This is a genomic window from Streptomyces cupreus (genome assembly GCF_014257025.1).
Classification (GTDB): Bacteria; Actinomycetota; Actinomycetes; order Streptomycetales; family Streptomycetaceae; genus Streptomyces; species Streptomyces cupreus.
Map to the genome: position 1 here is coordinate 125,289 of NZ_JACMSF010000016.1, position 23,256 is coordinate 148,544.

Below are 23,256 nucleotides of genomic sequence, written 5' to 3' on the forward strand. Positions count from 1 at the left end.
ACGTCGAGATCCACAAGGTGGGCACGCCCTTCGACGATCAGAGCAACGAGCCCAAGGTCTGCGACTTCTACCTCGCCGCCTTCGACTTCGACCCCGGCGAGATGGTCACCTTCGCCCATCTCGTGGAGGTCCGTGAGGCCCCGAACGCCGCCACTCGATGCTGAATTCGGCCGTCCGCTTTCTCATCTGCTGGACGGCCGTGCCCGATCCCGCCCATTCCCTTCCCCCGGCCGCATACATTCCGTTAACTTCCGTGACCCACAGGCCCCGTACGACCCGCACGGGGTATCAAGCCGCGGAGCACCAGGGCCGCCGACGTAGCCCCCGGGGGCACCCCTCATGACACGCGCCATCTCTCTGCACGACGTGAGCAAGAGTTACGCCAAGGGCGTCCGCGTGGTGGACCGGCTCACGTTGGACATCGGGCCCGGCGAATTCCTCGTCCTGCTCGGCCCCTCGGGCTGCGGCAAGTCGACGGTGCTGAGAATGATCGCCGGACTTGAGGAGATCGACGAGGGCGAGCTGCGGCTCGACGGTGAGTACGCCAACGATCTGCCGCCGTCCGGCCGGGACATGGCGATGGTCTTCCAGAACTTCGCCCTCTACCCGAGCATGACCAGCCGCGACAACATCGGCTTCCCGCTGCGCATCGAGACGCCCGGAGAGGACCCCCGCCCGCGCGTGGACGCCACCGCCCGCATGCTCGGCATCGAGGATCTGCTCGACCGGCTGCCCGCCCAGCTCTCCGGCGGCGAACGCCAGCGCGTCGCCATGGGCCGGGCCATCGCCCGCCACCCCTCCGCCTTCCTGATGGACGAGCCCCTGTCCAATCTCGACGCCAAGCTCCGCAACCACCTACGGGCCGAAATCACCAAGCTCACCCGCGAGTTGGGCGTCACCACGGTCTACGTCACCCACGACCAGGCCGAGGCCATGTCGCTCGGCGACCGGGTCGCCGTGCTGCGCGGCGGGGTGCTCCAGCAGATCGGCACCCCGCGCGAGGTCTACGCCCTGCCCCGCAATGTCTTCGTCGCCGCCTTCATCGGCATCCCGCGCATCAACCTGCTGCGCGGAGTCGTCCGCGCCCCGCTCGACGGGGCGATGACCATCAGCCTCGGCAAGCAGTACCTGCGGCTGCCCGAACCCCTCTCCCGGGACCACCAGTTGCTCCGGGTCCAGCAGGGCCGTGAGGTCATCGTGGGCCTGCGCTCGGAGTCCGTGCGGATCGCCAAGCCGGCCGCCGCCCGGCCCGGGGAGGTACTGATCACCGGTCTGGTCGAGCATGTCGAGTTCCAGGGCCACGAGGTGCTCGTCCACTTCAACACCGGCTCCCGCCCGGCCGTCGTGCCCGAGCTTGAGGCCCCGCGACCGCTGCGCCGGGTCAGGCGTCGCAGACGGGAGGGCGGCACGGTGCTGGACCGGCTCCGGGAGCGGGCCGGGATGCTGCGGGCCGGTCCCGTGGTGGTGCTGGAGGACCCGGAGCCCGGTCCCGACCGCTCGTCCGAAACCGCGCCGCCCGAGGGCCGGCTGCCCGGCGATCTGATCGTCCGGACCACCCCCGACATCGACCTCCGGCCGGGTATGCAGGTCCCGCTCCTCGTCGACATCGCCCATCTGTTCGTCTTCGACCAACACGGCGAACGGATCTGCCCGGCACCGGCGCGGCTGCCCGATCTGGAGGAATTCTGAGGATCTTCCGGGCAGGGTGAGCTGTGCCATGCGGGGCACCCCTGGTGCCACAAAACTAACAGCGCTAGTTTGAGCTGCGGTTCGAAGGTACCGGTCAGGGGCGGGCGCGACCAGCCCCCACAAACCGCACGCAGCACCCCCGGAAGGATCGCGATGAAGGCACACGACGGCTTCTACATCGACGGAGCCTGGCGCCCCGCCGTCGGCCGGGACACGATCGACGTCGTGAACCCGGCAGACGAGCAGGTGATCGGCCGGGTGCCCGCGGGCACGGCCCTGGACGTCGACACCGCCGTACGGGCCGCCCGCGCCGCGCTGACGGGCTGGGCCGCAACCCCGCCCGCCGAGCGCGCCGCCCGCCTGACGGCCCTGCGGGACGCACTCGCCGCCCGCAAGGACGAGATCGCCGAGACGGTCACCGCGGAACTCGGCTCGCCGCTCGCCTTCTCGCAGGCGGTCCACGCCTCCGTGCCGATCGCGGTCGCGGCCTCGTACGCCGAACTCGCGGCGACGCACGCCTTCGAGGAGAAGGTCGGAAACTCCACCGTCCTGCACGAGCCGATCGGCGTGGTCGGCGCGATCACCCCCTGGAACTACCCGCTCCACCAGATCGTCGCCAAGGTCGCCCCCGCGCTCGCGGCGGGCTGCACGGTCGTCCTGAAGCCCGCCGAGGACACCCCGCTGACCGCCCAGCTCTTCGCCGAGGCGGTGCACGAGGCCGGGGTCCCGGCAGGCGTCTTCAACCTGGTCACCGGTCTCGGCCCGGTCGCGGGCCAGGCCCTCGTCGAGCACCCGGGCGTCGACCTGGTCTCCTTCACCGGCTCCACCGCCGTCGGCAGGCAGATCGCCGCGACGGCCGCCGCCGCGATCAAGAAGGTCGCCCTCGAACTCGGCGGCAAGTCCGCCAACGTCATCCTGCCGAGCGCCGACCTCGCCAAGGCGGTGAACGTCGGCGTCGCCAACGTCATGTCCAACTCCGGGCAGACGTGCAGCGCCTGGACGCGGATGCTGGTGCACCGGGACCAGTACGACGAGGCCTTGGAGCTCGCTGCGGCCGCCGCCGCGAAGTACGGCGAGCGCATCGGCCCGGTGGTCAGCGCGCGGCAGCGGGAGCGGGTGCGCGGCTACATCGACAAGGGCGTCGCCGAGGGCGCCCGCCTGGTCGCGGGCGGCACCGAATCCCCGCGCGAACAGGGCTACTTCGTCAGCCCGACGGTCTTCGCCGACGTCACCCCCGAGATGACCATCGCGCAGGAGGAGATCTTCGGCCCGGTCCTGTCGATCCTGCGGTACGAGGACGAGGACGACGCCCTGCGCATCGCCAACGGCACCGTCTACGGCCTGGCCGGTGCCGTGTGGGCCGGTGACGAGTCGGAGGCGGTCGCGTTCGCCCGCCGGATGGAGACCGGCCAGGTCGACATCAACGGCGGTCGCTTCAATCCCCTCGCCCCCTTCGGCGGTTACAAGCAGTCCGGCGTCGGCCGGGAGCTCGGCACGCACGGTCTCGCCGAGTACCTCCAGACCAAGTCCCTCCAGTTCTAAGGGAGTTCACACCCATGGTTCGCGCCGCTGTCCTGCCCGCCGTGGGCGCTCCTTTGGAGATCGCCGAGATCGACCTCCCGGAACCGGGCCCCGGCCAGGTCCGCGTCCGGCTCGCCGCCGCGGGCGTCTGCCACTCCGACCTGTCCCTGTCCAACGGCACGATGCGTGTGCCGGTCCCGGCGGTCCTCGGCCACGAGGGCGCGGGGACGGTGGTCGCGGTGGGGGAGGGCGTCACGCACGTCTCGCCGGGCGACGGAGTGATCCTCAACTGGGCCCCTTCCTGCGGCAGTTGCCCCGCCTGCGCACTGGGCGAGGTCTGGCTCTGCGCCAACGCCCTGAACGGCGTCGCCGATGTCTACGCCCACCGCGCCTCCGACGGCACCGACCTCCACCCCGGCCTGAACGTCGCCGCGTTCGCCGAGGAGACGGTCGTCTCGTCGTCCTGTGTCCTGCCCGCCCCGGACGGCGTCCCGCTCACCGAGGCGGCCCTGCTGGGCTGCGCGGTCCTCACCGGCTACGGCGCCGTCCACCACTCCGCGCAGGTGCGCGCAGGGGAGACCGTGGCCGTGTACGGCGTCGGCGGAGTGGGCCTCGCCGCGCTCCAGTCGGCCCGTATCGCGGGCGCCTCGCGGATCGTGGCGGTGGATGTCTCCCCGGCGAAGGAGGAACTGGCCCGCGCGGCCGGAGCCACGGAGTATGTGATCGCCTCGGAGAACACCGCGCGCGAGATCCGGGGCCTGACCGGCAAGCAGGGCGTGGACGTGGCGATCGAGTGCGTGGGCCGCGCCTCCACGATCCGCACCGCCTGGGACTCCACCCGCCGGGGCGGCCGTACGACGGTGGTCGGCATCGGCGGCAAGGACCAGGAGGTCACCTTCAACGCCCTGGAGATCTTCCACTGGGGCCGCACACTCTCCGGCTGCGTCTACGGCAACACGGACCCGTCGCGAGACGTCCCGATCCTGGCGGAACACGTCCGCGAGGGGCGCCTGGACCTCGGGATGCTGGTGACGGAGCGGATCGGTCTTGAGGGCATCCCGGCGGCCTTCGAGAACATGCTGGCGGGCAAGGGCGGCAGGGCCCTGGTGACGTTCTAGTCGGCCCGACGTCTGCGCGGGCTAGTCGGCCCGACCGGTATTGGGGCACGAGGCCGGTTCAGTGGCGATCGGCGGGCCGGGGGTGGCACCCCCGGCCACACCGGCCTCCCCCGCACGGGAGGACGCACGGGACGACGGACGGGACCGCGACACCGCCACCCCCAGCAGACACAGTGCCCCGCCCGCCAGCGTCAGCACCCCCGGCACCTCGCCCAGCGCCAGCCACGACATCAGGACGACCAGCGCGGGCACCGCGTACGTCGTCGCGCCCATCCGGCTGGCGGTCGTACGGGCCAGGGCGTACGCCCATGTCGTGAAGGCGAGCGCGGTCGGGAAGACGCCCAGGTAGACCATGTTGAGCGTCGCCGACACCGGCGCCTCGGCCGCTTCCGACACCAGCTGACCGGCGAACGGCAGACACGCCACCGCGCCGACCAGACACCCGAACGTCGTCACCTGCAAGGCGCTCGCCCCCGCCAGCGCCGGCTTCTGCGCGACGACACCCCCGGCGTACCCCACAGCCGCCAGCAGGCACAGCACCACACCGAGCAGCGAGGACCCGCCCCCGCTCGACATCGAAAGACCCACGGTCACCGCACCCGCGAACGACACCGCCATGCCCGCCAGCAGCCGCGGCGGCATCACGTCCCCCAGCAGCCGGGCCCCGAGCAACGCGACGAGGATCGGCCCGATGTTCACCACCAGCGCCGCCGTACCGGCGTCCACCCGCTGCTCGCCCCAGTTCAGGGCCACCATGTAGAACCCGAACCACAACAGCCCGGATATCGCGATCCCACGCCACGCCGTACGTGGCGGCCACCCCTCCCGCCGTACGAGACAGATGGTCCCGAGCACCAGCGCCCCGGCCAGCAGCCGCCCCAGCGCCAGCCCGCCCGGCGAGTACGCGGCGCCCGCGCTGCGGATCGAGACGAAGGCGGAGGCCCACAGCACGACGGTGACCGTGGCGGCCCCGGCGGCGAGCAGCTCCGTACGACGGGCGAGGGAGGCGTTCATCATGCTCCAGAGGCTAGGAAGGAAGCGGGCGCGGGCGCTCGCGGATTTCGGACCTCAGCGCAGTGACTCGGCCGGGATGCCGAGGAGCTCCGCCAGCGCCCGCTCCCCGGTCGGCGTCACCTTCACCGCCCGCTCGGACCCGATGCGCACACACCACCCGGCGTCCAGGGCGTGCCGGCACACCGCCGCGCCCGCGACCCCCGCCAGATGCGGCCGCCGCTCGGTCCAGTCGAGGCAGGCCCGGGCGAGCGGGCGTCCACCCCCACGTTCCAGCCGGATGCCGGCGGAGTCGAACCACGCCACCCCCGCGTCGGTGAGCGCGAACCCGGTGTCCTGGCGCAGCAGCCCGCGCGCCGTGAACGCGTCGGTCACCGCGATCCCGAGCCGCCCGGCGAGATGGTCGTAGCAGGTCCGCCCACGAGCCATGGCGGACCCGGCACTGGACTGACGCAGACTCCGAGGCCGCACGACGGCCCTGGGCGCGACCTGGGCGGCGAGATCCTCCACGAGCTGCGCGGCCCGGGCGTCCGCGAGCCGCACATACCGATGCCGCCCCTGCCGCTCCTCGACCAGCAGCCCACCGGCGACGAGCTTGCCCAGATGCTCACTGAGCGTGGACGCGGCAACTCCCGCATGCCGAGCCAGCTCCCCGGCGGTCCAGGCCCGCCCGTCGAGCAGGGCGAGCAGACAAGCGGCCCGAGTCTCATCGGCGATGAGTGAGGCGAGCCGAGCGAGGTGGGGTGCGCGGGGGTCGGGGGCGGTCATGGGGTCCAGCATGAGGGCTGGACACTTCGGTGGCTGCCGAACTGTCTCAGGCGGACGGCGCGACCCCCTGGTACTGCCGCTCCAACCCGTCCAGCAGCGCGGCGAGCCCCGTCTCGAAGGCCCGCTCGTCGATCTTCTCCTGCCGCTCCGCAAGAAGATGCGCCTGCCCCAGATGCGGATAGTCCGCGGGGTCGTACGCACTGACGTCGTCGACGAACCCCCCGGCGAACGACCCCAGCGCGGACCCCATGATGAAGTACCGCATCAGGGCCCCGATCGACGTGGCCTGCGCCGGTGGCCAACCCGCCTCCACCATCGCCCCGTACACCGCGTCCGCGAGCCGTAGCGCGGCAGGCCGCCGTCCGGGCCCGCGCGCCAGCACCGGCACGATATTGGGATGGTTCCGCAGGGCCGCCCGATACGAGACCGCCCAGTCGTGCAGCGCGGTGCGCCAGTCCCGTCCGTCCTCGAACATCGACAGGTCGACCTGCGCGCTCACCGAGTCCGCGACCGCCTCCAGGATCTGGTCCTTGGTGCGGAAGTGGTTGTAGAGGGACGGCCCGCTCACCCCCAACTCCGCGGCGAGCCGCCGGGTGGAGACGGCCGCGAGGCCCTCCGTGTCCACGAGCACCCGCGCCGTCTCGACGATCCGGTCGGTGCTGAGAAGGGGCTTGCGCGGTCGGGCCATGGCGCACATAGTAGGGCTGCCACTGGAAACTAGCAGTGCTAATTTAAATGTACGGCATTCAATTGGGGTGACTCGGTATGAACCTGGAGCTCAACGAGGAGCAGACCGCCGTACGGCAGCTCGCCCGGGACTTCGTGGCCCGCGAGATCACCCCGCACGTCGTCGCCTGGGACCGCGCCGAGGAGGTCGACCGGGGCATCGTGAAGAAGCTCGGCGAGGTCGGCTTCCTGGGCCTGACCGTCGACGAGGAGTACGGCGGCTCCGGCGGCGACCACCTCGCGTACTGCCTGGTCACGGAGGAACTCGGCCGTGGGGACTCGTCCGTGCGCGGCATCGTCTCCGTCTCCCTGGGCCTGGTCGCGAAGACGATCGCCGCCTGGGGGAGCGAGGAGCAGAAGCGGCGGTGGCTGCCGGGCCTGACCGCCGGCGACTACGTCGGCTGCTTCGGCCTCACCGAGCCGGGCACCGGATCCGACGCCGGCAACCTCGCCACCCACGCGGTCCGTGACGGCGGGGACTACGTCATCAACGGCACCAAGATGTTCATCACCAACGGCACCTGGGCCGATGTCGTGCTGCTCTTCGCCCGCTCCACCGACGCCCCCGGCCACAAGGGCGTCTCCGCCTTCCTGGTCCCCACGGACACGCCCGGGCTGACCCGCCGCACGATCCACGGCAAGCTCGGCCTGCGCGGCCAGGCCACCGCCGAACTCGTCCTGGAGGACGTGCGGGTGCCCGCATCCGCGATGCTCGGCGAGGAGGGCAAGGGCTTCTCGGTCGCCATGTCGGCGCTGGCCAAGGGGCGGATGTCGGTGGCGGCGGGCTGCGTGGGTCTGGCCCAGGCCGCGCTGGACGTGGCCGTGAAGTACGCGGGGGAGCGGGAGCAGTTCGGCAGGACCATCGCCCACCATCAGCTCGTACAGGAGCTGATCAGCGACATCGCCGTGGACGTCGACGCCGCCCGGCTGCTGACCTGGCGGGTCGCCGACCTGATCGACCGAGGGCAGCCCTTCGCCACCGAGTCCTCCAAGGCCAAGCTCTTCGCCTCGGAGGCCGCCGTCCGCGCCGCCAACAACGCCCTCCAGGTCTTCGGCGGCTACGGCTACATCGACGAGTACCCGGCGGGCAAGCTGCTGCGCGACGCCCGGGTGATGACCCTCTACGAGGGCACGAGCCAGATCCAGAAGCTGGTCATCGGCCGTGCGCTGACCGGGGTTTCGGCCTTCTGAGTACGACCGCTGAGTACTTCGACGGATGTGGCGCGGCCCACGTCCGTCGAAGCTTGTCCCCATGAGTGACACACCGGTCAAGCAGAACACGGCCGCCTTCTACGGCCAGTCCGTCGCCTCGTTCGCCGCCGCCATGGCGGCCACCGCCATCGGCATCTACCAGCTGGAGGCCGACCCCTGGGTCCGCGCCTTCCTCGGCATAGCCGTCCTCTACCTGGTCACCTCCGCCTTCACCCTCGCCAAGGTCATCCGCGACCGTCAGGACGCCTCGACGGCTCATTCCTACGGTCCGTTCGAGAAGCTCTGATCGGCCACCCCGGGTGGCTGCTCTAAGCGACCGCTCACCGTCGGCGGTATGGTGGTGACTCTGTCATCGAGAGGGGCGAGCAGCGATGAGTACGGCGGAGGAGACGGCCGGCGGCGAGGGGTCGGCGTGGGGCGAGGTCACGCCCGACGCGGCCCGGCGGCTGCTGATCGCCGCGGTGGAGGCCTTCGCCGAGCGTGGCTATCACGCCACGACGACCCGGGACATCGCGGGCCGGGCCGGGATGAGCCCGGCGGCGCTCTACATCCACTACAAGACCAAGGAAGAGCTGCTTCACCGGATCAGCCGGATCGGCCATGAGAAGGCGCTGGAGATCCTGCGTACGGCGGCGGCGCGCGAGGGCACCGCGACCGAGCGGCTCGCGGACGCGGTGAGCTCCTTCGTGCGCTGGCACGCCGGGGGGCGTACGACCGCGCGTGTGGTGCAGTACGAGCTGGACTCGCTCGGCCCCGAGGCCCGGGCGGAGATCATCGGGCTGCGCCGGCAGGTGGACGCCGAGGTCCGCGGGATCATCGAGGACGGGGTGGCGTCCGGCGAGTTCGACGTGCCGGACGTCAAGGGCACCACGCTCGCCGTGCTGTCGCTCTGCATCGACGTGGCGCGCTGGTTCAACGTGAACGGATCCCGGACTCCGGACGAGGTCGGCGAGCTGTACGCCGACCTCGTGCTGCGGATGGTGGGCGCGAAGTAGGCCAGGGTCCTACAGGTAGTACCGCGCCACGGACTCGGCGACGCACACGGGCTTGTCGCCGCCCTCGCGCTCCACGGTGAACGCGACCGTCACCTGGACGCCGCCGGTGACGTCGTCGACTCCGGTGATCGTCGCGGTGGCGCGCACTCGCGAACCGACCGGCACGGGGGCCGGGAAACGGACCTTGTTCGTGCCGTAGTTGACGCCCATCTTCATGCCCTCGACCTTGATCAGCTGCGGGCCGAAGAGGGGCAGCAGCGACAGGGTGAGGTATCCGTGGGCGATGGTCGTCCCGAAGGGGCCGGTGGCGGCCTTCTCCGGGTCGACGTGGATCCACTGGTGGTCCCCGGTCGCCTCCGCGAAGAGATCGATCCGCTTCTGGTCGACCTCCAGCCAGTCGGTGTGGCCCAGCTGCTCGCCGACCGCTGCCTTCAGCTCGTCGACGGAGGTGAAGCTCCTCGGTTCTGCCATGTCCCTGGCCTCCCAAAAGTCTAAGCGACTGCTTAGCATGCTCGGACGGAGGCCCCGTGTCAACGGATCTGCCGTTCGCCGGGGTGGGTAGGCTTCGAGGGGTGCCCAAGATTCCCGAGAAGATCCATGAGCTCACGGTCGGCCAGCTCGCCGCGCGCAGTGGCGCCGCCGTCTCCGCCCTGCACTTCTACGAGGCCAAGGGCCTGATCACCAGCCGCCGCACGGCGGGCAACCAACGCCGCTACGGCAGGGACACGCTGCGCCGGGTGGCCTTCATCAGGGCGGCCCAGAGGGTCGGCATCCCCCTGGCGACGATCCGCGAGGCACTGGCGGAACTCCCCGAGGAGCGCACCCCGACCCACGAGGACTGGGCGCGGCTGTCGGAGACATGGCGAGCGGAACTGGACGAACGCATCACGCAACTGAACCGTCTGCGAGACCACTTGACGGACTGCATCGGCTGCGGCTGCCTCTCCCTGGACACGTGCGTCCTGTCCAACCCGGACGACACGTTCGGCGAACACCGAAGCGGCTCGCGCCTGCTGGTGGAACGCCGCCGCCGCCGCTGACGAGGCCCGTTCACGGGTAGGGGCGGCGGGGGCGATCCCGCTACGTCACTCGTACTCCGTGCCGCCCTTCCGGGTCAGGTACGCCGGGCTGACCGCCTTTGCGATCGCCCGGCCGCCGGTCACCGGGCTGTACCGCTCCACCGCCGGACGTAGGACCACGCCCTCCCGCAGGTGCAGCTCCCGTCCGGAGACCGTTTCCCGGCCGGTCGCCAACTCCAGGACCCGCTCGCTGTCGTACGGCCCTTCGTACAGGCGAGGCACCAACGGCAGCGCATCGCCGAGAACGTCCGCCGCGTTCAGCCACCGCACCGAGCCGTCGACCTCCGCCGACACATCGAACACCGCGTACCCCAGCGTGTCCCGCCGGCCGTCCGCCCCGTACGTCAGGTCCTGGACCCCCGCCCCGTACACCTCCCCGAAGATCCCGACCCGCCGAGCCCCCAGCCGCTCCGCGACACGAGCCGCCACCTCCGCGACCCCATGCCCGCGCACGGCCCGCCAGTACAGATTCCGGGCATCCTCCTTCAGCGCCAGCGACTTCGACCCGAAGCCCTTGGAGGACACGTACACCCGCGACTCGTCCGCCACGTACGTCACCAGGCACGCCGACCCGTGCAGCTTCTCCGTGAGCACCACCGGCTCACCCGCCGTGAAGATCCCCGGATACCGCTGGATGTTCTCGATGTCCACCCACGGCAACAGATCCGGCGCCGACTCCACGTCCCCGGACATCGTCGGCGGAATGGGCGGCACCCACTTGGTGATCCCCAGCCGCTCCGCGAGGTCGGTGCCGTCCGACGCCGCCCGCACCAGATCCACGCCCGTCAGCGCCGACGGCCGGCACACGATCCCCTGCGACAGCTCACCACGCAGCCGAACCGCCTTCACCCGGTCCGAGTTGCTCCCCGCCAGCCGCCCCGTGAGTCCCAGCTCCTCGACCAGCGCGGCCGGCAGCACGGACTGCTCGGGGATGTACACGGCCACCTCGCCGGTACGGTACGCACCCTTCGCCACGACCGCCCGGTACAGGCCCACCTGGGCAAGTTCGAGGGCGTCGGCGTTCGGATGCTCATGGACGGTCAGCACTTCGGCGGTGACGCGCAGCGTCGACATCGGTGACTCCTGGGTTCCTTCGGTCAGCTGTGTTTCATCGCCTCCAACTGTCCGTAAGGGAAAGGGGTGGAGCGACCGGATTAGCGCCTGGTAGCGTCCCGGGCGCCCGCGTACTCGATCAACGCCTCCGCCACCAACCGCGCGTTGGACACCGCCCGTTCCCCGGACGGCAGCAGCAACACGTCCTCCAGGCCCACCCGCGTCGCAAGCCCCAGCCGCCCCGCAAGACGCAGTACCGGCCACGCCCCGCCGTCCTCGCCGTGCAGCAACACCGGCCGGCCGAAAGCGGGTCCCAGCTCGGCAAGCAGACCCCGCGCACTGTCCTCGGCCGTCTCCGGAGATGTGTCCGTCACCTCCGCCAGCACCCGCAGCACCTTCGGCCCGAGCGGCGAGCGGGCGAACCGTGCCGCTCCGTCGGTCCCCGACCAGATCCCGGCCTCGACCCCGACCCCGAGGTCGATCAGCACGGCGGCCACCTCCTCCGCCCCCGGTTCGTGCCAGTTGACCGAGGCGTGATCGGGCAGCACCGTCCAGGCCCGTATACGAGACAGTCGTAGCGAGGGATCCGGCTCCGCCCAGGCACCCGTCGTCACCCCGGCCGGCACCGACACCCGCGCCCGTATCGCCTCCAGCGTCGCCGCGACGACTCGCGGGGACAGGCTGTCCTGTCCACAGGGCGTCTTGGGATGAACATGCACGTCGGTGGCACCGGCCGCCACCGCCTCGGCCGCGGACTCCGCCATCGCCTCCGGCGACAGGGGCACCATCGCACCGTCGGCCGCTCCACGGGCCCCGTTCAGACAGACCTGCACCATGCCGAGATGATCCCTCGGCATAGGGGGGTGCGGCATCCCCGGCGCACCCCCGTCGTACTAGGCCGACACCAGCAGCCGGCGTTCGCGCCGGGCGGCCGCCAGGGCCTCCGGCGTCAACACGGGACGCGGGACCACGATCCCGCAGCGCGTGCAGACCGGGCCCGAGGAGGGTTCATGGGCCAGGTCGTACTTCCAGGTCAGCCGCTCCCCGCCGCACACCGGGCACTCGGCACCCGGGTCGCGCTCCAGGGCGGAGATCAGCCTGCGCAGCACCTCGGCCAGCGGCTCACGGGGGTGGACCCGCGGGTCGTCGCACCACGCGACTCCGAAACCGCCCCAGGTCAGCCGGTGCCAGTCGTCGACACTCCCCGGCCTGCGCAGTCCGTCGTGCTTCTCCTTCTTGCGCCGGTGGGCGAACTCGACCTCATAGGCGAGCCACACCGAACGCGCTTCCTCCAACTCGTCCAACGCGGCCACGAGCCGCGCCGGATCGGGAGACCTGTCCTCGGGACCGAACCCGGCCCGGGAGCACAAGTGGTCCCAGGTCGCCCTGTGTCCGTAAGGGGCGAACCGCTCAAGGCACTTGCGCAGCGAGTAGCGCCGTAGCGCCAGATCACAGCGCGGGTCTCGCACCTGTCTCGCCAGACTCCGGAAACCGGCCATCGCCCTGCACCTCCGTCACACTGCACCTGTACTTCGGTCACTTCGGCGTCGTGTCGCACGGACTTCGTACGACGTTGACGAATAGACGTATCGACACGCGATTCGGCTCCATCCGATTTCCGATGGCCCCCATCAGCCGGTCGGCGCGCCTCCCCCAACGCTCCGGAAAGTGACGCATGTTCACCTTCAATCCCGGGGATACCGGCGGTAACGTCCGGCCCACCCCCGTCGGTAGGAGCTGCCATGCCACGGCGCATCCCTCGCACCGCGCTCGACAGACTGAGAACTCCCGGCAGATTCCCCGGGTTCCTGAAGACGGCATCCATATGCGTGCTCATTGCCGGTCTTTTGTCCCCGCTTTCCCAGGCGGTCGCCGCGGAGGAGGCGGACGCGGGGGCGACGGCGGTGACCGATCACTGCGGCAGCCAGTGCTCCGACATCCTGCCGCCCGGCGAGAACGGCAACGCCACGCTGGCCCAGATCCTGCTCAACCAGGCCTTCGGCAGCATGCCCGCGCACGCCTCCGACCAGCTCGGTCCCTATGCGAACCTCGCCACGGGCCACCCCACCCTCACCAACGCCACGATCACCAACTTCTTCAACGACGCCTCGTTCGGGGTCCCCGCCGATCAAGTCGCCTCCACCGTCAGGCCGGCCGGACGCAGCGATGTGACGATCGTCCGCGACAAGAAGACCGGTGTGCCGCACATCACCGGTACCACCAGATACGGCACGGAGTTCGGTGCCGGCTATGCGGCGGCCGAGGACCGGCTTTGGCTCATGGACGTCTTCAGGCACGTGGGCCGGGGCCGGCTGACCTCCTTCGCGGGCGGCGACCCCGCCAACCAGGGCCTTGAGCAGGAGTTCTGGCGCCACGCGCCGTACACCGAGGCCGACCTCCAGGCCCAGATCGACAACGCCGTGGCCGGCAACGGGGCGCGCGGACAGCAGGCCCTCGCCGACGTCAACGCCTACGTCGCCGGCATCAACGCCTACATCGACGCCTCCGACAGCGGCCGCTACTTCCCCGGCGAGTACGTCCTGACCGGGCACAAGGACTCCGTCACCAACGCCGGAACCATCGAGCACTTCAAGCCCACCGACCTGGTCGCGCTCGCCTCCGTCATCGGCGCGCTGTTCGGCTCCGGGGGCGGCGGCGAGGTCAACAACGCGCTGTCCCTGCTGGCCGCCCAGGAGCGGTACGGCGTGGCCGAGGGCACCGAGGTCTGGGAGTCCTTCCGGATGCGCAACGACCCCGAGGCCGTCGTCACCGTCCACGACAAGAGCTTCCCGTACGCCGAGAAGCCCGCGAACCCGCAGGGCACGGCGTTGCCGGCCGCCGGATCGGTGATCGAGGAACCCCTGGTCCACGACCGCACGGGCAGTGCGGCCACCGTGACCGCCGCCGACACCTCGGCCACGGCGACGAAGACAGCGATGAGCTCGGCCCGGCGGGGCATGTCCAACGCCCTTGTGGTGAGCGGCGAGCACACCGCCAGCGGCCACCCGGTCGCCGTCTTCGGCCCCCAGACCGGCTACTTCGCACCCCAGCTCCTGCTCCTCCAGGAGATCCAGGGCCCGGGCATCAGCGCCCGCGGCGCCTCCTTCGCGGGTCTGAGCATGTACGTCGAACTCGGCCGCGGCCAGGACTACTCATGGAGCGCGACCACCTCCGGCCAGGACATCATCGACACCTACGCCGTCGAGCTGTGCCAGGACGACCACCACTACCTCTACCGCGGCACCTGCACCGCGATGGAGAAGATCGAGCAGAAGAACGCCTGGAAGCCGACCACCGCCGACGACACCCCCGCGGGCTCGTACACCATGCGGGTCTGGCGGACGAAGTACGGACCCGTCTCGCACCGCGCGACCGTCGACGGCAAGCGCGTCGCCTACACCACCCTGCGCTCGTCCTTCCTGCACGAGGCCGACTCGATCATCGGCTTCCAGATGCTGAACGACCCCGACTACCTCAAGAGCCCCGAGACATTCCAGACGGCGGTGCAGCACATCAACTTCACCTTCAACTGGTTCTACGTCGACTCCGAGCACACCGCCTACTACAACAGCGGCGACAACCCGGTCCGGGCGACCGGCGTGGACGCGGAGTTCCCGGTGTGGGCGCAGCCGTCGTACGAGTGGCGGAACTGGAACCCGACGACCAACACCGCGGACTACACCCCGCCGTCGGCCCACCCGAACTCCATCGACCAGGACTTCTACATCTCCTGGAACAACAAGCAGGCCGCCGACTACACCACCGCCCCCTGGGGCGACGGCTCGGTCCACCGCGGCAACCTCCTCGACGACCGGGTGAAGAAGCTGATCGCCCAGGGCGGGGTCACCCGTGCCTCACTCGTGAAGGCGATGGCCGAGGCCGGGCTCGCCGATCTGCGCGCCGAGGACGTCCTGCCGGATCTGCTGAAGGTGGTGGGCAGCTCCCCGGTGACCGATACGGCGGCGAAGGCGGCCGTCGACAAGCTGTCCGCGTGGCTCGCGGCGGGCGCGCGGCGCACCGAGACCTCGGCGGGCTCGAAGACGTACGCCCATGCCGACGCGATCCGGATCCTGGACGCCTGGTGGCCGCTGCTGGTGCAGGCCGAGTTCGAACCGGGCCTCGGCAGCGAGCTGTTCACCGCCTTCACCCGCAACCTGCCGGTCGACGAAGCCCCGTCGGCCGCCCACGGCCCGACCGGCGCCCACGCCGGCAGCTCCTTCCAGTACGGCTGGTGGAGCTACGTCGACAAGGACCTCAGGTCGGTGCTCGGTGAGCCGGTCCAGGGTCCGCCGGCCCGCGAGTACTGCGGGAACGGCAACCTGAACTCCTGCCGGGACAGCCTGATCAGCACCCTGAAGACGGCCGCGGGCAAGACCGCCGCCCAGGTCTATCCCGGCGACGAGGGCTGCTCGGCGGGCGACCAGTGGTGCGCCGACTCGATCGTGCAGCGCCCGCTCGGCGGCATCAACCACGCCCGGATCAGCTGGCAGAACCGGCCGACCTACCAGCAGGTCGTGGAGTTCACCTCGCACCGGTGACAGGGGAGTCGGCGGCGGGTCAGTGCACGCGGCCCGCCGCCAGCACCAGTTGGGCCAGCTCCCGGTGCACGATGTCGCTGTGCGCCCCGGCCGGGGGACCACCGCGCCGGACCACGGCCGCCGCGTCGACGTTCACGCACCCCGCCGCGGGCAACGGCCCGCGCAGCGCGTCGGCGAGCTTGAGGTTCTTGGTGCCGGGCACCGCCTGCACCCCGTCGAAGCCCATCGCCCCCCACTTGGCGCCCAGCGCCCTCCCGATGTCGAAACCATGGAACTCCCGGTCGTGGCCCGCCATCCGGGAAGCCAGCGGATACATCGTGCCCAGAGCGTCGTCGTGCCGCGAGAAACAGCACACCAAGGGCCCGTCGATACGGTTGTGCTGCCCCTGGAGCACCCCTCCCGCGCGCGGGTCGTGCGGCAGCCGGGCCGAGAACGCGTAGTGCGAGAAGGCCCCTTGGAGCAGCGTCACGGACTTCACCGTACGCACCCCCTTCGGCAGCCCGCGCAGCGCGAACGACACCAGCCGCCCGCCGAAGCTGTGCCCGACCAGATGCACCCGCACCTGGGGCGACCGCGTCGCGAGCTGACCGATCACCCGCCCGAGCCCCCGCTCGCCCACCGTGCCCGCCCGCCGTTTCATCGCGTAGTACGTGGCCTGACGCAGCAGTTCATGCGCCCCGTCCCAGGGGTTCGGCAGCGAGAAGGAGGCGTCCGGTGCCGCGTCCGGCGATTCGAGCCGCGCCAGCGCCCGCGCGAACTCCTCGCACCGCTCGGCAGCGGTCCCCTCGAACATCGTCGGCCCGTCCTGCGGCACCCCTTCCGCCAGCGTGTCCGCCGCGAACAGCGCCTGCGGACCCGGCGGCACCAGGTCGACCAGCAGCCGCACCAGCCGCCCGAACTCCTCCAGCTCGGCCTCCTCGCGCGACTGCTGCTCCAGCAGCCGGGCGAGCTGGTCGATCACGGTGGCCCGTCCTGGGAACGTCTCCAGCAGCGCGTGCCGGGTGTCCTTGTCGAGCACCGGACGCGGCGGCAGCTCGGCCGCCACGGCACGCGGGAAGTCGGGGATCGGCTCGTCCGAGAACCGCATCGACGGCCACACCACGCCCACGTACCCGAGACGGGCCGTCGGCGCGAGCTGCGGGACCGGCGCGAAGAAGCGGTCGTAGAGCCGCGTGGCACCGGAGCGGTCGTTGTTCCAGCCGTGCGCGAACACGAGCAGATCATGTACCTCGTGGTGGGCCACCCCGGCGAGCAGCCGGTCCCTGGCACGGGTGTCAGGGTCCCCGTCCGCGTCGAAGGTCAGTTCCCAGTAGGGAGATACGCTCACTGCCGGTCGTGCCATGACGGGCTCCTCCGTCCCCCGAAGCGGTGCGATGTGGGCGTATCGTCCCGCCACGGGGCAGAGTTGGCCATACAGCGCGGGTCATCTGTAGAGGAGGTATTCCTTTCGAATCCCCCGGAACGCGGCGAGCTCGTCCTGCCAGCCGGCCACCACCTCGTCGGTGTTCGCACCCGCGTCGATCGCGGTGCGGACCTGAGTGGAGCCGGTGAGCTTGTCGATCCAGTTGTCGGAGCGCCAAGCGAAGCCGCTGTAGGTCTTCTTGGCGGTCACGAGGAGCGCGATTCCCGTGCGGATCGGGTCGAAGGCGGCCCGGTCGTGTACGTGGATCTGGACACCGCCGATCGTCTTGCCCTGGAACTTGGAGAAGGTGGGCGCGAAGTACGCCTCCCTGAAGTGCACGCCGGGCAGGCCGAGTCGGTTGACCTCGGCGGCCCAGCGGCCGTCGACGCCCTCCGCGCCGAGGAGTTCGAAGGGACGGGTGGTGCCCCGGCCCTCGGAGAGGTTCGTGCCCTCGAAGAGACAGGTTCCCGAGTACACCAGGGCCGTGTCCGGCGTCGGCATGTTCGGGCTCGGCGGGACCCAGGGCAGATCCGAGGCGTCGTAGAACTCCGAGCGCCGCCAGCCCGTCATCGTCACGGTGTCCAGGGGGACCGGGGTGGTGAGGAACTCCCCGTTGAACAGCAGGGCCAGTTCGGCGACCGTCATCCCGTGCGCCTGCGAGATGGGCTGCCGGCCGACGAACGTGGCGAACTCCTTGTGCAGTACGGGGCCGTTCGCTGCGCGGCCTGTCACCGGGTTGGGCCGGTCCAGCACGACGAAGCGCTTGCCCGCGAGCTGGGCCGCCTCCATGCAGTCGTAGAGCGTCCAGATGTAGGTGTAGAAGCGGGCGCCTACGTCCTGGATGTCGAAGACGACGGTGTCGACGCCGGACGCGGTGAAGATGTCGGCGAGGGGCTTGCCGCTCTTGAGGTACGTGTCGTAGACGGGGAGGCCTGTTGCCGGGTCGTCGTAGCGGCCCTCGGAGCCGCCTGCCTGGGCGGTGCCACGGAAGCCGTGTTCTGGGCCGAAGACGGCCCTGAGATCCACCTTTTCGTCCTCGTGCATGACGTCGACGATGTGGCGGACGGTTCGGGTGATTCCGGTGGGGTTGGTGACGATGCCGATGCGCTGGCCGCTGAGCTGGGCGTAGCCCGATGTCTGGAGGCGCTCGAAGCCTGTTTGCAGGCGGCGGCCGGGATTGCCTGCGGCGGCTGCGGAGGTGGTGGTTGCTGCCAAGGCCGGGGTTGCCACTAGGAGAGTTCGTCTCGTCAGGCGCATGAGGGGCACGGTAAGGGGTGAGCCGCAGATCGATACAGCCCCGCGCCCCCAAGCCGGCACTTCCCTGCTCTTCTCTCATACATACCGACCGGTTAGTCTGACGATGTTCGCCTGAGTCGCGATCGAAGGAGACCGATGGTGGAAGCCCTGCAGGACGCCGGAGTCGTTGTCACCGGAGCGGGCGGAGGGATCGGGGCCGCACTGGCCAAGCGGTTCGCAGCCGCCGGAGCCCGGGTCGTCGTGAACGATCTGGATGTCGCCAAGGCCGAAGCCGTTGCCGACGAGATCGGGGCGATCGCCGTGCCGGGGGACGCCTCCGCCGTCGTCGGGGCCGCCCGTGACGCGCTCGGCGGGGACATCGACGTGTACTGCGCCAACGCCGGCGTCGGTTCCGGAGGGTCCGAGGCCGCAGGGGAGGACGTCTGGGCGCTGGCCTGGGACGTCAACGTCATGGCCCATGTCCGCGCCGCCCAGGAACTCGTCCCGGGGTGGCTGGAGCGCGGGCGCGGGCGGTTCGTCTCCACCGTGTCCGCCGCCGGGCTGCTCACCATGATCGGGGCCGCGCCCTACAGCGTCACCAAGCACGGCGCGTACGCCTTCGCCGAGTGGCTGTCGCTGACCTACCGCCACCGCGGGATCAAGGTGCACGCCATCTGTCCGCAGGGTGTGCGCACCGACATGCTCGCCGCCACCGGAAGCGCGGGTGACCTGGTGCTTCAGCCGACCGCCATCGAGCCGGACGACGTGGCCGACGCGCTGTTCAAGGGCATGGCGGAGGACCGGTTCCTGATCCTTCCGCATCCCGAGGTCGCCGGGTTCTATCAGGGCCGGGCCGGGGACCCGGACCGCTGGCTCGGGACCATGAACCACATCCAGCAGAAGTGGGAGGCCGCGCGGTGAGCGTCTCCTACGCGGACAAGCCGGACCCGGATGAACTCGCGGTGTACTGCAAGGAGAGACTGGCCGCCTACGAATACCCGCGCCACGTGGAGATACTGCCCGCCTTGCCGAAGGCGGCGAGTGGGAAGATCCTCCGGCGGGAACTCCGTTCCCGCGCGCACGACAGCCAGTGAGAACTCGGAAGGCAGGTGGCGGCACAGTGCCCAGGACGACGGACGGAGACGGTACCCCCGTCCCACAGCGGCTGCTGGCCGCCGCCACCCGGCTCTTCGCCGAGCGGGGCTACGACCGGACCTCGGTACAGGAGATCGTGGAGGCGGCCGGCGTCACCAAGGGCGCGCTGTACCACTACTTCGGCTCCAAGGACGACCTGCTCCACGAGGTGTACGCGCGCGTGCTGCGCGTTCAGCAGGAGCGTCTGGACGCCTTCGCGGGCGCCGACGAGCCGGTGGAGAAGCGGCTGCGCGCCGCGGCCGCCGATGTCGTCGTCACCACGATCGAGAACCTCGACGACGCGTCGATCTTCTTCCGCTCGATGCACCATCTGAGCCCGGAGAAGAACAAGCAGGTGCGCGCCGAGCGCCGGCGCTACCACGAGCGCTTCCGCGCGCTCATCGAGGAGGGCCAGCAGGCCGGTGTCTTCTCCACGGCGACCCCGGCCGACCTGGTGGTGGACTACCACTTCGGCTCCGTCCACCATCTGTCGACCTGGTACCGCCCCGACGGTCCGATGGGCCCCCAGGAGGTCGCCGACCACCTGGCCGACCTGTTGCTTCGGGCGTTGCGGCCCTGAATGGCGGATCCGTCCCACCGGCGACGACGCCGACCCGGCGTTTTGGGCTCCCGGTGGGACGGATCCGCCGGTCTCAGATGTACTTCTTCAGCTCCCGACGCGCCAGCGACCGCTGGTGCACCTCGTCCGGGCCGTCCGCGATCATCAGCGTGCGGGCACCGGCGTACAGCTCGGCCAGCGGGAAGTCCTGACTGACGCCACCCGCGCCGTGCAGTTGGATCGCGCGGTCGATGATGTCGACGACCGTGCGCGGAGTGGCGATCTTGATGGCCTGGATCTCGGTGTGGGCGCCCTTGTTGCCGACGGTGTCCATCATCCAGGCCGTCTTCAGCACCAGCAGCCGAAGCTGCTCCACCGCGACCCGCGCGTCCGCGATCCAGTTGTGCACCACGCCCTGCTGGGCCAGCGCCTTGCCGAACGCCGTACGGGACACGGCCCTCTTGCACATCAGCTCGATCGCCCGCTCGGCCATGCCGATCAGCCGCATGCAGTGGTGGATACGGCCGGGCCCGAGGCGGGCCTGCGCGATGGCGAAGCCGCCGCCCTCCTCGCCGATCAGGTTGGCCACCGGCACGCGCGCGTGGTCGAAGATCACCTCGGCGTGGCCGCCGTGCCAGTGGTCCTCGTAGCCGAAGACCTGCATCGCGCGCTTGACGGTGACGCCCGGGGTGTCGCGGGGCACCAGGACCATGGACTGCTGGCGGCGGATGTCGTCGCTGTCCGGGTCCGTCTTGCCCATCACGATGAAGATCTTGCAGTCCGGGTTCATCGCCCCGGAGATGTACCACTTGCGGCCGGTGATGACGTACTCGTCGCCGTCCCGCTCGATGCGCGTGGTGATGTTGGTGGCGTCGGCGGAGGCCACCTCGGGCTCGGTCATCGCGAACGCCGAGCGGATCTCACCCGCCAGCAGCGGCTCCAGCCACTGCTTCTTCTGCTGCTCGTCGCCGAACTGGTACAGCACCTCCATGTTGCCGGTGTCCGGCGCCGCGCAGTTCAGCGCGGTCGGCGCCAACTGCGGGGAGCGGCCGGTGATCTCGGCGAGCGGGGCGTACTGGAGGTTGGTGAGTCCGGCGCCGTACTCGGTGTCCGGGAGGAAGAGGTTCCACAGGCCCTGCCTGCGCGCCTCGGCCTTCAACTCCTCGACCACGGCCGGGGTGTCCCAGGGTGAGGCCAGCGCGGCCCGCTGTTCCTCCGCCACCGCCTCGGCCGGATGGACGTACTCGTCCATGAAGGCGAGCAGTTTGCCGCGCAGCTCCTCGGTGCGCGCGTCGAACGCGAAGTCCATGTCCGGTCAGCCTTCCTGAAGAGTGGTCAGACCGTGCTCGATGAAGACGGGCACCAGGTCGCCGATGCGGTCGAAGCCGCGCCCGACCGTCTGGCCCAGCGTGTAGCGGTAGTGGATGCCCTCCAGGATCACGGCGAGCTTGAACCAGGCGAAGGCCGTGTACCAGGAGACCGCGGAGACGTCGCGCCCCGAGCGCGCGGCGTACCGCTCGATCAGTTCGGCCGGATCCGGGTGGCCCGGAGCCTCGGCGGTGGTGGAGACGGGGGAGTCGGGCATGTCCAGCGGCATGCTGTACATCACCAGCAGGCCGAGGTCGGTGAGCGGATCGCCGAGCGTCGACATCTCCCAGTCGAGGATGGCCTTGATCTGGTCGTCACCCCCGATCAGGACGTTGTCCAGCCGGTAGTCACCGTGGATCACCGTCGGCGCGGGGGAGACGGGCAGTTGACGTCCGAGGGTGGCGTGCAGTTCGTCGATGCCGGCCAGCTCACGGTTGCGGGAGGCGTCCAACTGCTTGCCCCAGCGGCGCAGTTGGCGGTCCAGGAAGCCCTCTGGGCGGCCGAAGTCGGCGAGGCCCACCTCGGCGGGGTCCACCGCGTGCAGGTCCACCAGCGTGTCCACGAGCGAGAGCACCGCCTGACGGGTGCGCTCCTCACCCAGCGGGGCCAGCTGGTCGGCGGTGCGGTACGGGGTGCCGTCGACGAACTGCATGACGTAGAACGGCGCCCCGAGCACCTTCTCGTCCTCGCACAGCAGCACCGGCTCCGGCACCGGCACGTTCGTCGGGTGCAGCGCGCTGATCACCCGGTGCTCGCGCTTCATGTCATGCGCGGTGGCGAGGACATGGCCGAGCGGAGGACGCCGTACGACCCACTTCGAGGTGCCGTCGGAGACGGTGTAGGTGAGGTTCGACCGTCCACCCTCGATCAGCCGCCCGGTCAGTGGGCCGTGCACCAGGCCGGGGCGCGCGCGCTCCAGCAGGGCGCGCAGCCGGTCGAGATCGAGTCCGGGCGGGTGGTCGGGGCTCATCGATGCTCCTACGGGCAGGTGAACGAGACCAGACCAATGATGCCGACCGGTCGGTATGTCGTCCAGTGCTCGACCCCAACGTGATCGGAGCCACGATAGGCCGACAGCTCCCCGCGCGGTGGCGCCGGGAGCTGTCGGAGGGTGCCTTTCGGCCGGTTCGCCACGTTCAGTGGTCGTCCCAGTGGCCGCTGTGGGCCGCGTGCCGGTGGCCGTCGTGCAGATAGTCGACGTGGTCGCCGTGCAGCACGCTCTCGTGCCCGCACGCCTCTCCGTGCTGGTGGTCGTGGCCCTCGTGGGGTGTGTGGCCGCCCGGCTCGCACTCGTCCCAGTGCCCGCCGTGCTCACGGTGCAGATGCCCGCCGTGCGCGTAGTCCACGTGATCGCCGTGCGGCACCTCGGTGTGTCCGCAGCCGGGTCCGTGGGCGTGGGCGTGGGAGGCGTGTTCCTGGTGGAGGGTGGTCATGGTGCTCACCTTCGGAGGTGCGGGTGATGACGACGGACAGGCTGCCACGCGAAGGGCGCATATCCGGTCATTCGCCTTGCGTGGCGTACTCACGCTACGGCGGCCCCGAGGCGCTCGCACACGGTGAGGCGGCCGACCCCAAGGTCGGTCCCGACTCGACGGCGCCCTCCAAGCCGTCTTCCCGGTGGTGCCCGGCTGGGACGTCTCCGATGTGGTCGTTCAGCCCGGGCTGTCCGTCACGGAGTTCGCCGGCCGGCTGGTGTCCATCGCCGACCCGGACGTGTTCGGGTACGGCGGCCGCTACTACTTCGTGCGCCCCGACGCCGAGACCTGCTGCGGCTGACCGAACCGGCCGAACAGGGCGTGGTCTCCGTGCCTGTCTCCGAGACGTACCCGCTGGAGCGGGCGGCGGAG

The 23,256-nt window shown here is 70.6% G+C and carries 23 protein-coding genes and 2 pseudogenes; 13 read left to right on the forward strand and 12 right to left on the reverse strand.

Going from position 1 to position 23,256, the window contains the following annotated elements; genetic code table 11:
* Window positions 1-17 precede the first annotated feature (17 nt).
* From H4N64_RS45125 to H4N64_RS17335, 4 genes are all read left to right on the forward strand, one after another.
* Window positions 18-164, forward strand: coding sequence for a hypothetical protein (locus H4N64_RS45125; protein WP_260859768.1), 147 nt, complete (start codon window positions 18-20; stop codon window positions 162-164).
* A gap of 175 nt (window positions 165-339) precedes the next feature.
* Window positions 340-1,689, forward strand: a complete 1,350-nt coding sequence (locus H4N64_RS17325) for an ABC transporter ATP-binding protein (protein ID WP_186283232.1) — start codon at window positions 340-342, stop codon at window positions 1,687-1,689.
* A 153-nt stretch (window positions 1,690-1,842) separates the two neighbouring features.
* Window positions 1,843-3,231 (forward strand): aldehyde dehydrogenase family protein, encoded by a 1,389-nt coding sequence (locus tag H4N64_RS17330; RefSeq protein WP_186283233.1) that lies wholly within the window; start codon window positions 1,843-1,845, stop codon window positions 3,229-3,231.
* A 14-nt stretch (window positions 3,232-3,245) separates the two neighbouring features.
* Window positions 3,246-4,328 (forward strand): Zn-dependent alcohol dehydrogenase, encoded by a 1,083-nt coding sequence (locus H4N64_RS17335; protein WP_186283234.1) that lies wholly within the window; start codon window positions 3,246-3,248, stop codon window positions 4,326-4,328.
* Window positions 4,329-4,349: 21 nt separating this feature from the next.
* Here the strand turns inward: H4N64_RS17335 and H4N64_RS17340 are convergent, their stop codons facing one another.
* From H4N64_RS17340 to H4N64_RS17350, 3 genes are read right to left on the reverse strand one after another with little or no spacing between them, the layout of a single operon-like run.
* Window positions 4,350-5,345, reverse strand: coding sequence for a DMT family transporter (locus H4N64_RS17340; protein WP_418896270.1), 996 nt, complete (start codon window positions 5,343-5,345; stop codon window positions 4,350-4,352).
* Between the two features lie 51 nt (window positions 5,346-5,396).
* Window positions 5,397-6,107 (reverse strand): ArsR/SmtB family transcription factor, encoded by a 711-nt coding sequence (locus H4N64_RS17345; RefSeq protein ID WP_418896271.1) that lies wholly within the window; start codon window positions 6,105-6,107, stop codon window positions 5,397-5,399.
* 46 nt (window positions 6,108-6,153) lie between these two features.
* On the reverse strand, window positions 6,154-6,795 hold the full coding sequence (locus H4N64_RS17350) for a TetR/AcrR family transcriptional regulator (RefSeq protein ID WP_186283236.1): 642 nt from the start codon (window positions 6,793-6,795) through the stop codon (window positions 6,154-6,156).
* Window positions 6,796-6,872: 77 nt separating this feature from the next.
* Here H4N64_RS17350 and H4N64_RS17355 point away from each other — a divergent pair, with 77 nt between their 5' ends.
* The 3 genes from H4N64_RS17355 to H4N64_RS17365 all read left to right on the forward strand — a co-directional run bounded on the left by H4N64_RS17355 (window position 6,873) and on the right by H4N64_RS17365 (window position 9,040).
* Window positions 6,873-8,024: an acyl-CoA dehydrogenase family protein gene (locus tag H4N64_RS17355; protein ID WP_186283237.1), complete on the forward strand. Its 1,152-nt coding sequence runs from the start codon at window positions 6,873-6,875 to the stop codon at window positions 8,022-8,024.
* A 61-nt stretch (window positions 8,025-8,085) separates the two neighbouring features.
* A complete protein-coding gene (locus H4N64_RS17360; RefSeq protein WP_186283238.1) occupies window positions 8,086-8,331 on the forward strand; it encodes a YiaA/YiaB family inner membrane protein in 246 nt (81 codons plus the stop codon).
* Between the two features lie 85 nt (window positions 8,332-8,416).
* Window positions 8,417-9,040, forward strand: coding sequence for a TetR/AcrR family transcriptional regulator (locus tag H4N64_RS17365; protein WP_186283239.1), 624 nt, complete (start codon window positions 8,417-8,419; stop codon window positions 9,038-9,040).
* A gap of 9 nt (window positions 9,041-9,049) precedes the next feature.
* Here H4N64_RS17365 and H4N64_RS17370 read toward each other — a convergent pair whose 3' ends face one another.
* Window positions 9,050-9,511 carry a MaoC family dehydratase gene (locus tag H4N64_RS17370; protein WP_186283240.1) on the reverse strand — a complete coding sequence of 154 codons (462 nt, stop codon included), beginning with the start codon at window positions 9,509-9,511 and terminating at the stop codon, window positions 9,050-9,052.
* 101 nt (window positions 9,512-9,612) lie between these two features.
* On the opposite strand from H4N64_RS17370, the gene soxR reads away from it, so the two are divergent.
* On the forward strand, window positions 9,613-10,080 hold the full coding sequence (gene soxR / locus H4N64_RS17375; RefSeq protein WP_186283241.1) for a redox-sensitive transcriptional activator SoxR: 468 nt from the start codon (window positions 9,613-9,615) through the stop codon (window positions 10,078-10,080).
* Between the two features lie 45 nt (window positions 10,081-10,125).
* Here the strand turns inward: soxR and H4N64_RS17380 are convergent, their stop codons facing one another.
* The 3 genes from H4N64_RS17380 to H4N64_RS17390 form a co-directional block, all read right to left on the reverse strand.
* Complete coding sequence (locus H4N64_RS17380) at window positions 10,126-11,193, reverse strand: RNA ligase (ATP) (protein WP_186283242.1); 1,068 nt, start codon at window positions 11,191-11,193, stop codon at window positions 10,126-10,128.
* 80 nt (window positions 11,194-11,273) lie between these two features.
* On the reverse strand, window positions 11,274-12,008 hold the full coding sequence (locus tag H4N64_RS17385) for a 3-keto-5-aminohexanoate cleavage protein (RefSeq protein ID WP_186283243.1): 735 nt from the start codon (window positions 12,006-12,008) through the stop codon (window positions 11,274-11,276).
* Window positions 12,009-12,065: 57 nt separating this feature from the next.
* Entirely contained in the window at window positions 12,066-12,671 is a 606-nt protein-coding gene (locus H4N64_RS17390; protein WP_186283244.1) for a hypothetical protein, read from the reverse strand.
* A 243-nt stretch (window positions 12,672-12,914) separates the two neighbouring features.
* On the opposite strand from H4N64_RS17390, the gene H4N64_RS17395 reads away from it, so the two are divergent.
* Window positions 12,915-15,710: a penicillin acylase family protein gene (locus tag H4N64_RS17395; protein ID WP_186283245.1), complete on the forward strand. Its 2,796-nt coding sequence runs from the start codon at window positions 12,915-12,917 to the stop codon at window positions 15,708-15,710.
* Window positions 15,711-15,729: 19 nt separating this feature from the next.
* Here H4N64_RS17395 and H4N64_RS17400 read toward each other — a convergent pair whose 3' ends face one another.
* Together H4N64_RS17400 and H4N64_RS17405 are read right to left on the reverse strand one after the other, a co-directional pair.
* Window positions 15,730-17,052, reverse strand: a complete 1,323-nt coding sequence (locus H4N64_RS17400) for a serine-threonine protein kinase (RefSeq protein WP_186283246.1) — start codon at window positions 17,050-17,052, stop codon at window positions 15,730-15,732.
* Window positions 17,053-17,133: 81 nt separating this feature from the next.
* Window positions 17,134-18,369, reverse strand: coding sequence for an exo-beta-N-acetylmuramidase NamZ family protein (locus H4N64_RS17405; RefSeq protein ID WP_186283247.1), 1,236 nt, complete (start codon window positions 18,367-18,369; stop codon window positions 17,134-17,136).
* A gap of 135 nt (window positions 18,370-18,504) precedes the next feature.
* Between H4N64_RS17405 and H4N64_RS17410 the strand changes: the two genes are divergently transcribed.
* From H4N64_RS17410 to H4N64_RS17420, 3 genes and pseudogenes are all read left to right on the forward strand, one after another.
* The gene (locus H4N64_RS17410; protein WP_186283248.1) at window positions 18,505-19,269 is read left to right on the forward strand and encodes an SDR family oxidoreductase; all 765 of its coding nucleotides are present in this window, start codon (window positions 18,505-18,507) and stop codon (window positions 19,267-19,269) included.
* Between the two features lie 23 nt (window positions 19,270-19,292).
* Window positions 19,293-19,442 (forward strand): annotated as a pseudogene (locus tag H4N64_RS17415) (AMP-binding enzyme); the annotation flags it as partial.
* A gap of 26 nt (window positions 19,443-19,468) precedes the next feature.
* Entirely contained in the window at window positions 19,469-20,062 is a 594-nt protein-coding gene (locus tag H4N64_RS17420) for a TetR-type transcription factor C-terminal domain-containing protein (RefSeq protein ID WP_186283249.1), read from the forward strand.
* A 73-nt stretch (window positions 20,063-20,135) separates the two neighbouring features.
* Here the strand turns inward: H4N64_RS17420 and H4N64_RS17425 are convergent, their stop codons facing one another.
* The 3 genes from H4N64_RS17425 to H4N64_RS17435 all read right to left on the reverse strand — a co-directional run bounded on the left by H4N64_RS17425 (window position 20,136) and on the right by H4N64_RS17435 (window position 22,842).
* A complete protein-coding gene (locus tag H4N64_RS17425) occupies window positions 20,136-21,350 on the reverse strand; it encodes an acyl-CoA dehydrogenase family protein (protein ID WP_186283250.1) in 1,215 nt (404 codons plus the stop codon).
* A 6-nt stretch (window positions 21,351-21,356) separates the two neighbouring features.
* Window positions 21,357-22,379, reverse strand: a complete 1,023-nt coding sequence (locus tag H4N64_RS17430; RefSeq protein WP_186283251.1) for a phosphotransferase family protein — start codon at window positions 22,377-22,379, stop codon at window positions 21,357-21,359.
* A 166-nt stretch (window positions 22,380-22,545) separates the two neighbouring features.
* Window positions 22,546-22,842 (reverse strand): hypothetical protein, encoded by a 297-nt coding sequence (locus H4N64_RS17435; protein ID WP_186283252.1) that lies wholly within the window; start codon window positions 22,840-22,842, stop codon window positions 22,546-22,548.
* 250 nt (window positions 22,843-23,092) lie between these two features.
* Between H4N64_RS17435 and H4N64_RS46755 the strand changes: the two are divergent.
* Window positions 23,093-23,256: pseudogene (locus H4N64_RS46755) on the forward strand (NADP-dependent oxidoreductase); the annotation flags it as partial.

What these genes read in the sequence shown, in the direction of transcription:
- H4N64_RS17430 (WP_186283251.1), bottom strand. Translation starts at nt 22,379, where the DNA reads ATGAGCCCCGACCACCCGCCCGGACTCGATCTCGACCGGCTGCGCGCC.
- H4N64_RS17385 (WP_186283243.1), bottom strand. Translation starts at nt 12,008, where the DNA reads ATGGTGCAGGTCTGTCTGAACGGGGCCCGTGGAGCGGCCGACGGTGCG.
- H4N64_RS17360 (WP_186283238.1), top strand. Translation starts at nt 8,086, where the DNA reads ATGAGTGACACACCGGTCAAGCAGAACACGGCCGCCTTCTACGGCCAG.
- H4N64_RS17355 (WP_186283237.1), top strand. Translation starts at nt 6,873, where the DNA reads ATGAACCTGGAGCTCAACGAGGAGCAGACCGCCGTACGGCAGCTCGCC.
- H4N64_RS17350 (WP_186283236.1), bottom strand. Translation starts at nt 6,795, where the DNA reads ATGGCCCGACCGCGCAAGCCCCTTCTCAGCACCGACCGGATCGTCGAG.
- H4N64_RS17435 (WP_186283252.1), bottom strand. Translation starts at nt 22,842, where the DNA reads ATGACCACCCTCCACCAGGAACACGCCTCCCACGCCCACGCCCACGGA.
- H4N64_RS17370 (WP_186283240.1), bottom strand. Translation starts at nt 9,511, where the DNA reads ATGGCAGAACCGAGGAGCTTCACCTCCGTCGACGAGCTGAAGGCAGCG.
- H4N64_RS17395 (WP_186283245.1), top strand. Translation starts at nt 12,915, where the DNA reads ATGCCACGGCGCATCCCTCGCACCGCGCTCGACAGACTGAGAACTCCC.
- H4N64_RS17365 (WP_186283239.1), top strand. Translation starts at nt 8,417, where the DNA reads ATGAGTACGGCGGAGGAGACGGCCGGCGGCGAGGGGTCGGCGTGGGGC.
- H4N64_RS17380 (WP_186283242.1), bottom strand. Translation starts at nt 11,193, where the DNA reads ATGTCGACGCTGCGCGTCACCGCCGAAGTGCTGACCGTCCATGAGCAT.
- H4N64_RS17425 (WP_186283250.1), bottom strand. Translation starts at nt 21,350, where the DNA reads ATGGACTTCGCGTTCGACGCGCGCACCGAGGAGCTGCGCGGCAAACTG.
- H4N64_RS17325 (WP_186283232.1), top strand. Translation starts at nt 340, where the DNA reads ATGACACGCGCCATCTCTCTGCACGACGTGAGCAAGAGTTACGCCAAG.
- H4N64_RS17345 (WP_418896271.1), bottom strand. Translation starts at nt 6,107, where the DNA reads ATGACCGCCCCCGACCCCCGCGCACCCCACCTCGCTCGGCTCGCCTCA.
- H4N64_RS17390 (WP_186283244.1), bottom strand. Translation starts at nt 12,671, where the DNA reads ATGGCCGGTTTCCGGAGTCTGGCGAGACAGGTGCGAGACCCGCGCTGT.
- H4N64_RS17340 (WP_418896270.1), bottom strand. Translation starts at nt 5,345, where the DNA reads ATGATGAACGCCTCCCTCGCCCGTCGTACGGAGCTGCTCGCCGCCGGG.
- H4N64_RS17400 (WP_186283246.1), bottom strand. Translation starts at nt 17,052, where the DNA reads ATGGCACGACCGGCAGTGAGCGTATCTCCCTACTGGGAACTGACCTTC.
- H4N64_RS17330 (WP_186283233.1), top strand. Translation starts at nt 1,843, where the DNA reads ATGAAGGCACACGACGGCTTCTACATCGACGGAGCCTGGCGCCCCGCC.
- H4N64_RS17335 (WP_186283234.1), top strand. Translation starts at nt 3,246, where the DNA reads ATGGTTCGCGCCGCTGTCCTGCCCGCCGTGGGCGCTCCTTTGGAGATC.
- H4N64_RS17410 (WP_186283248.1), top strand. Translation starts at nt 18,505, where the DNA reads ATGGTGGAAGCCCTGCAGGACGCCGGAGTCGTTGTCACCGGAGCGGGC.
- H4N64_RS17405 (WP_186283247.1), bottom strand. Translation starts at nt 18,369, where the DNA reads ATGCGCCTGACGAGACGAACTCTCCTAGTGGCAACCCCGGCCTTGGCA.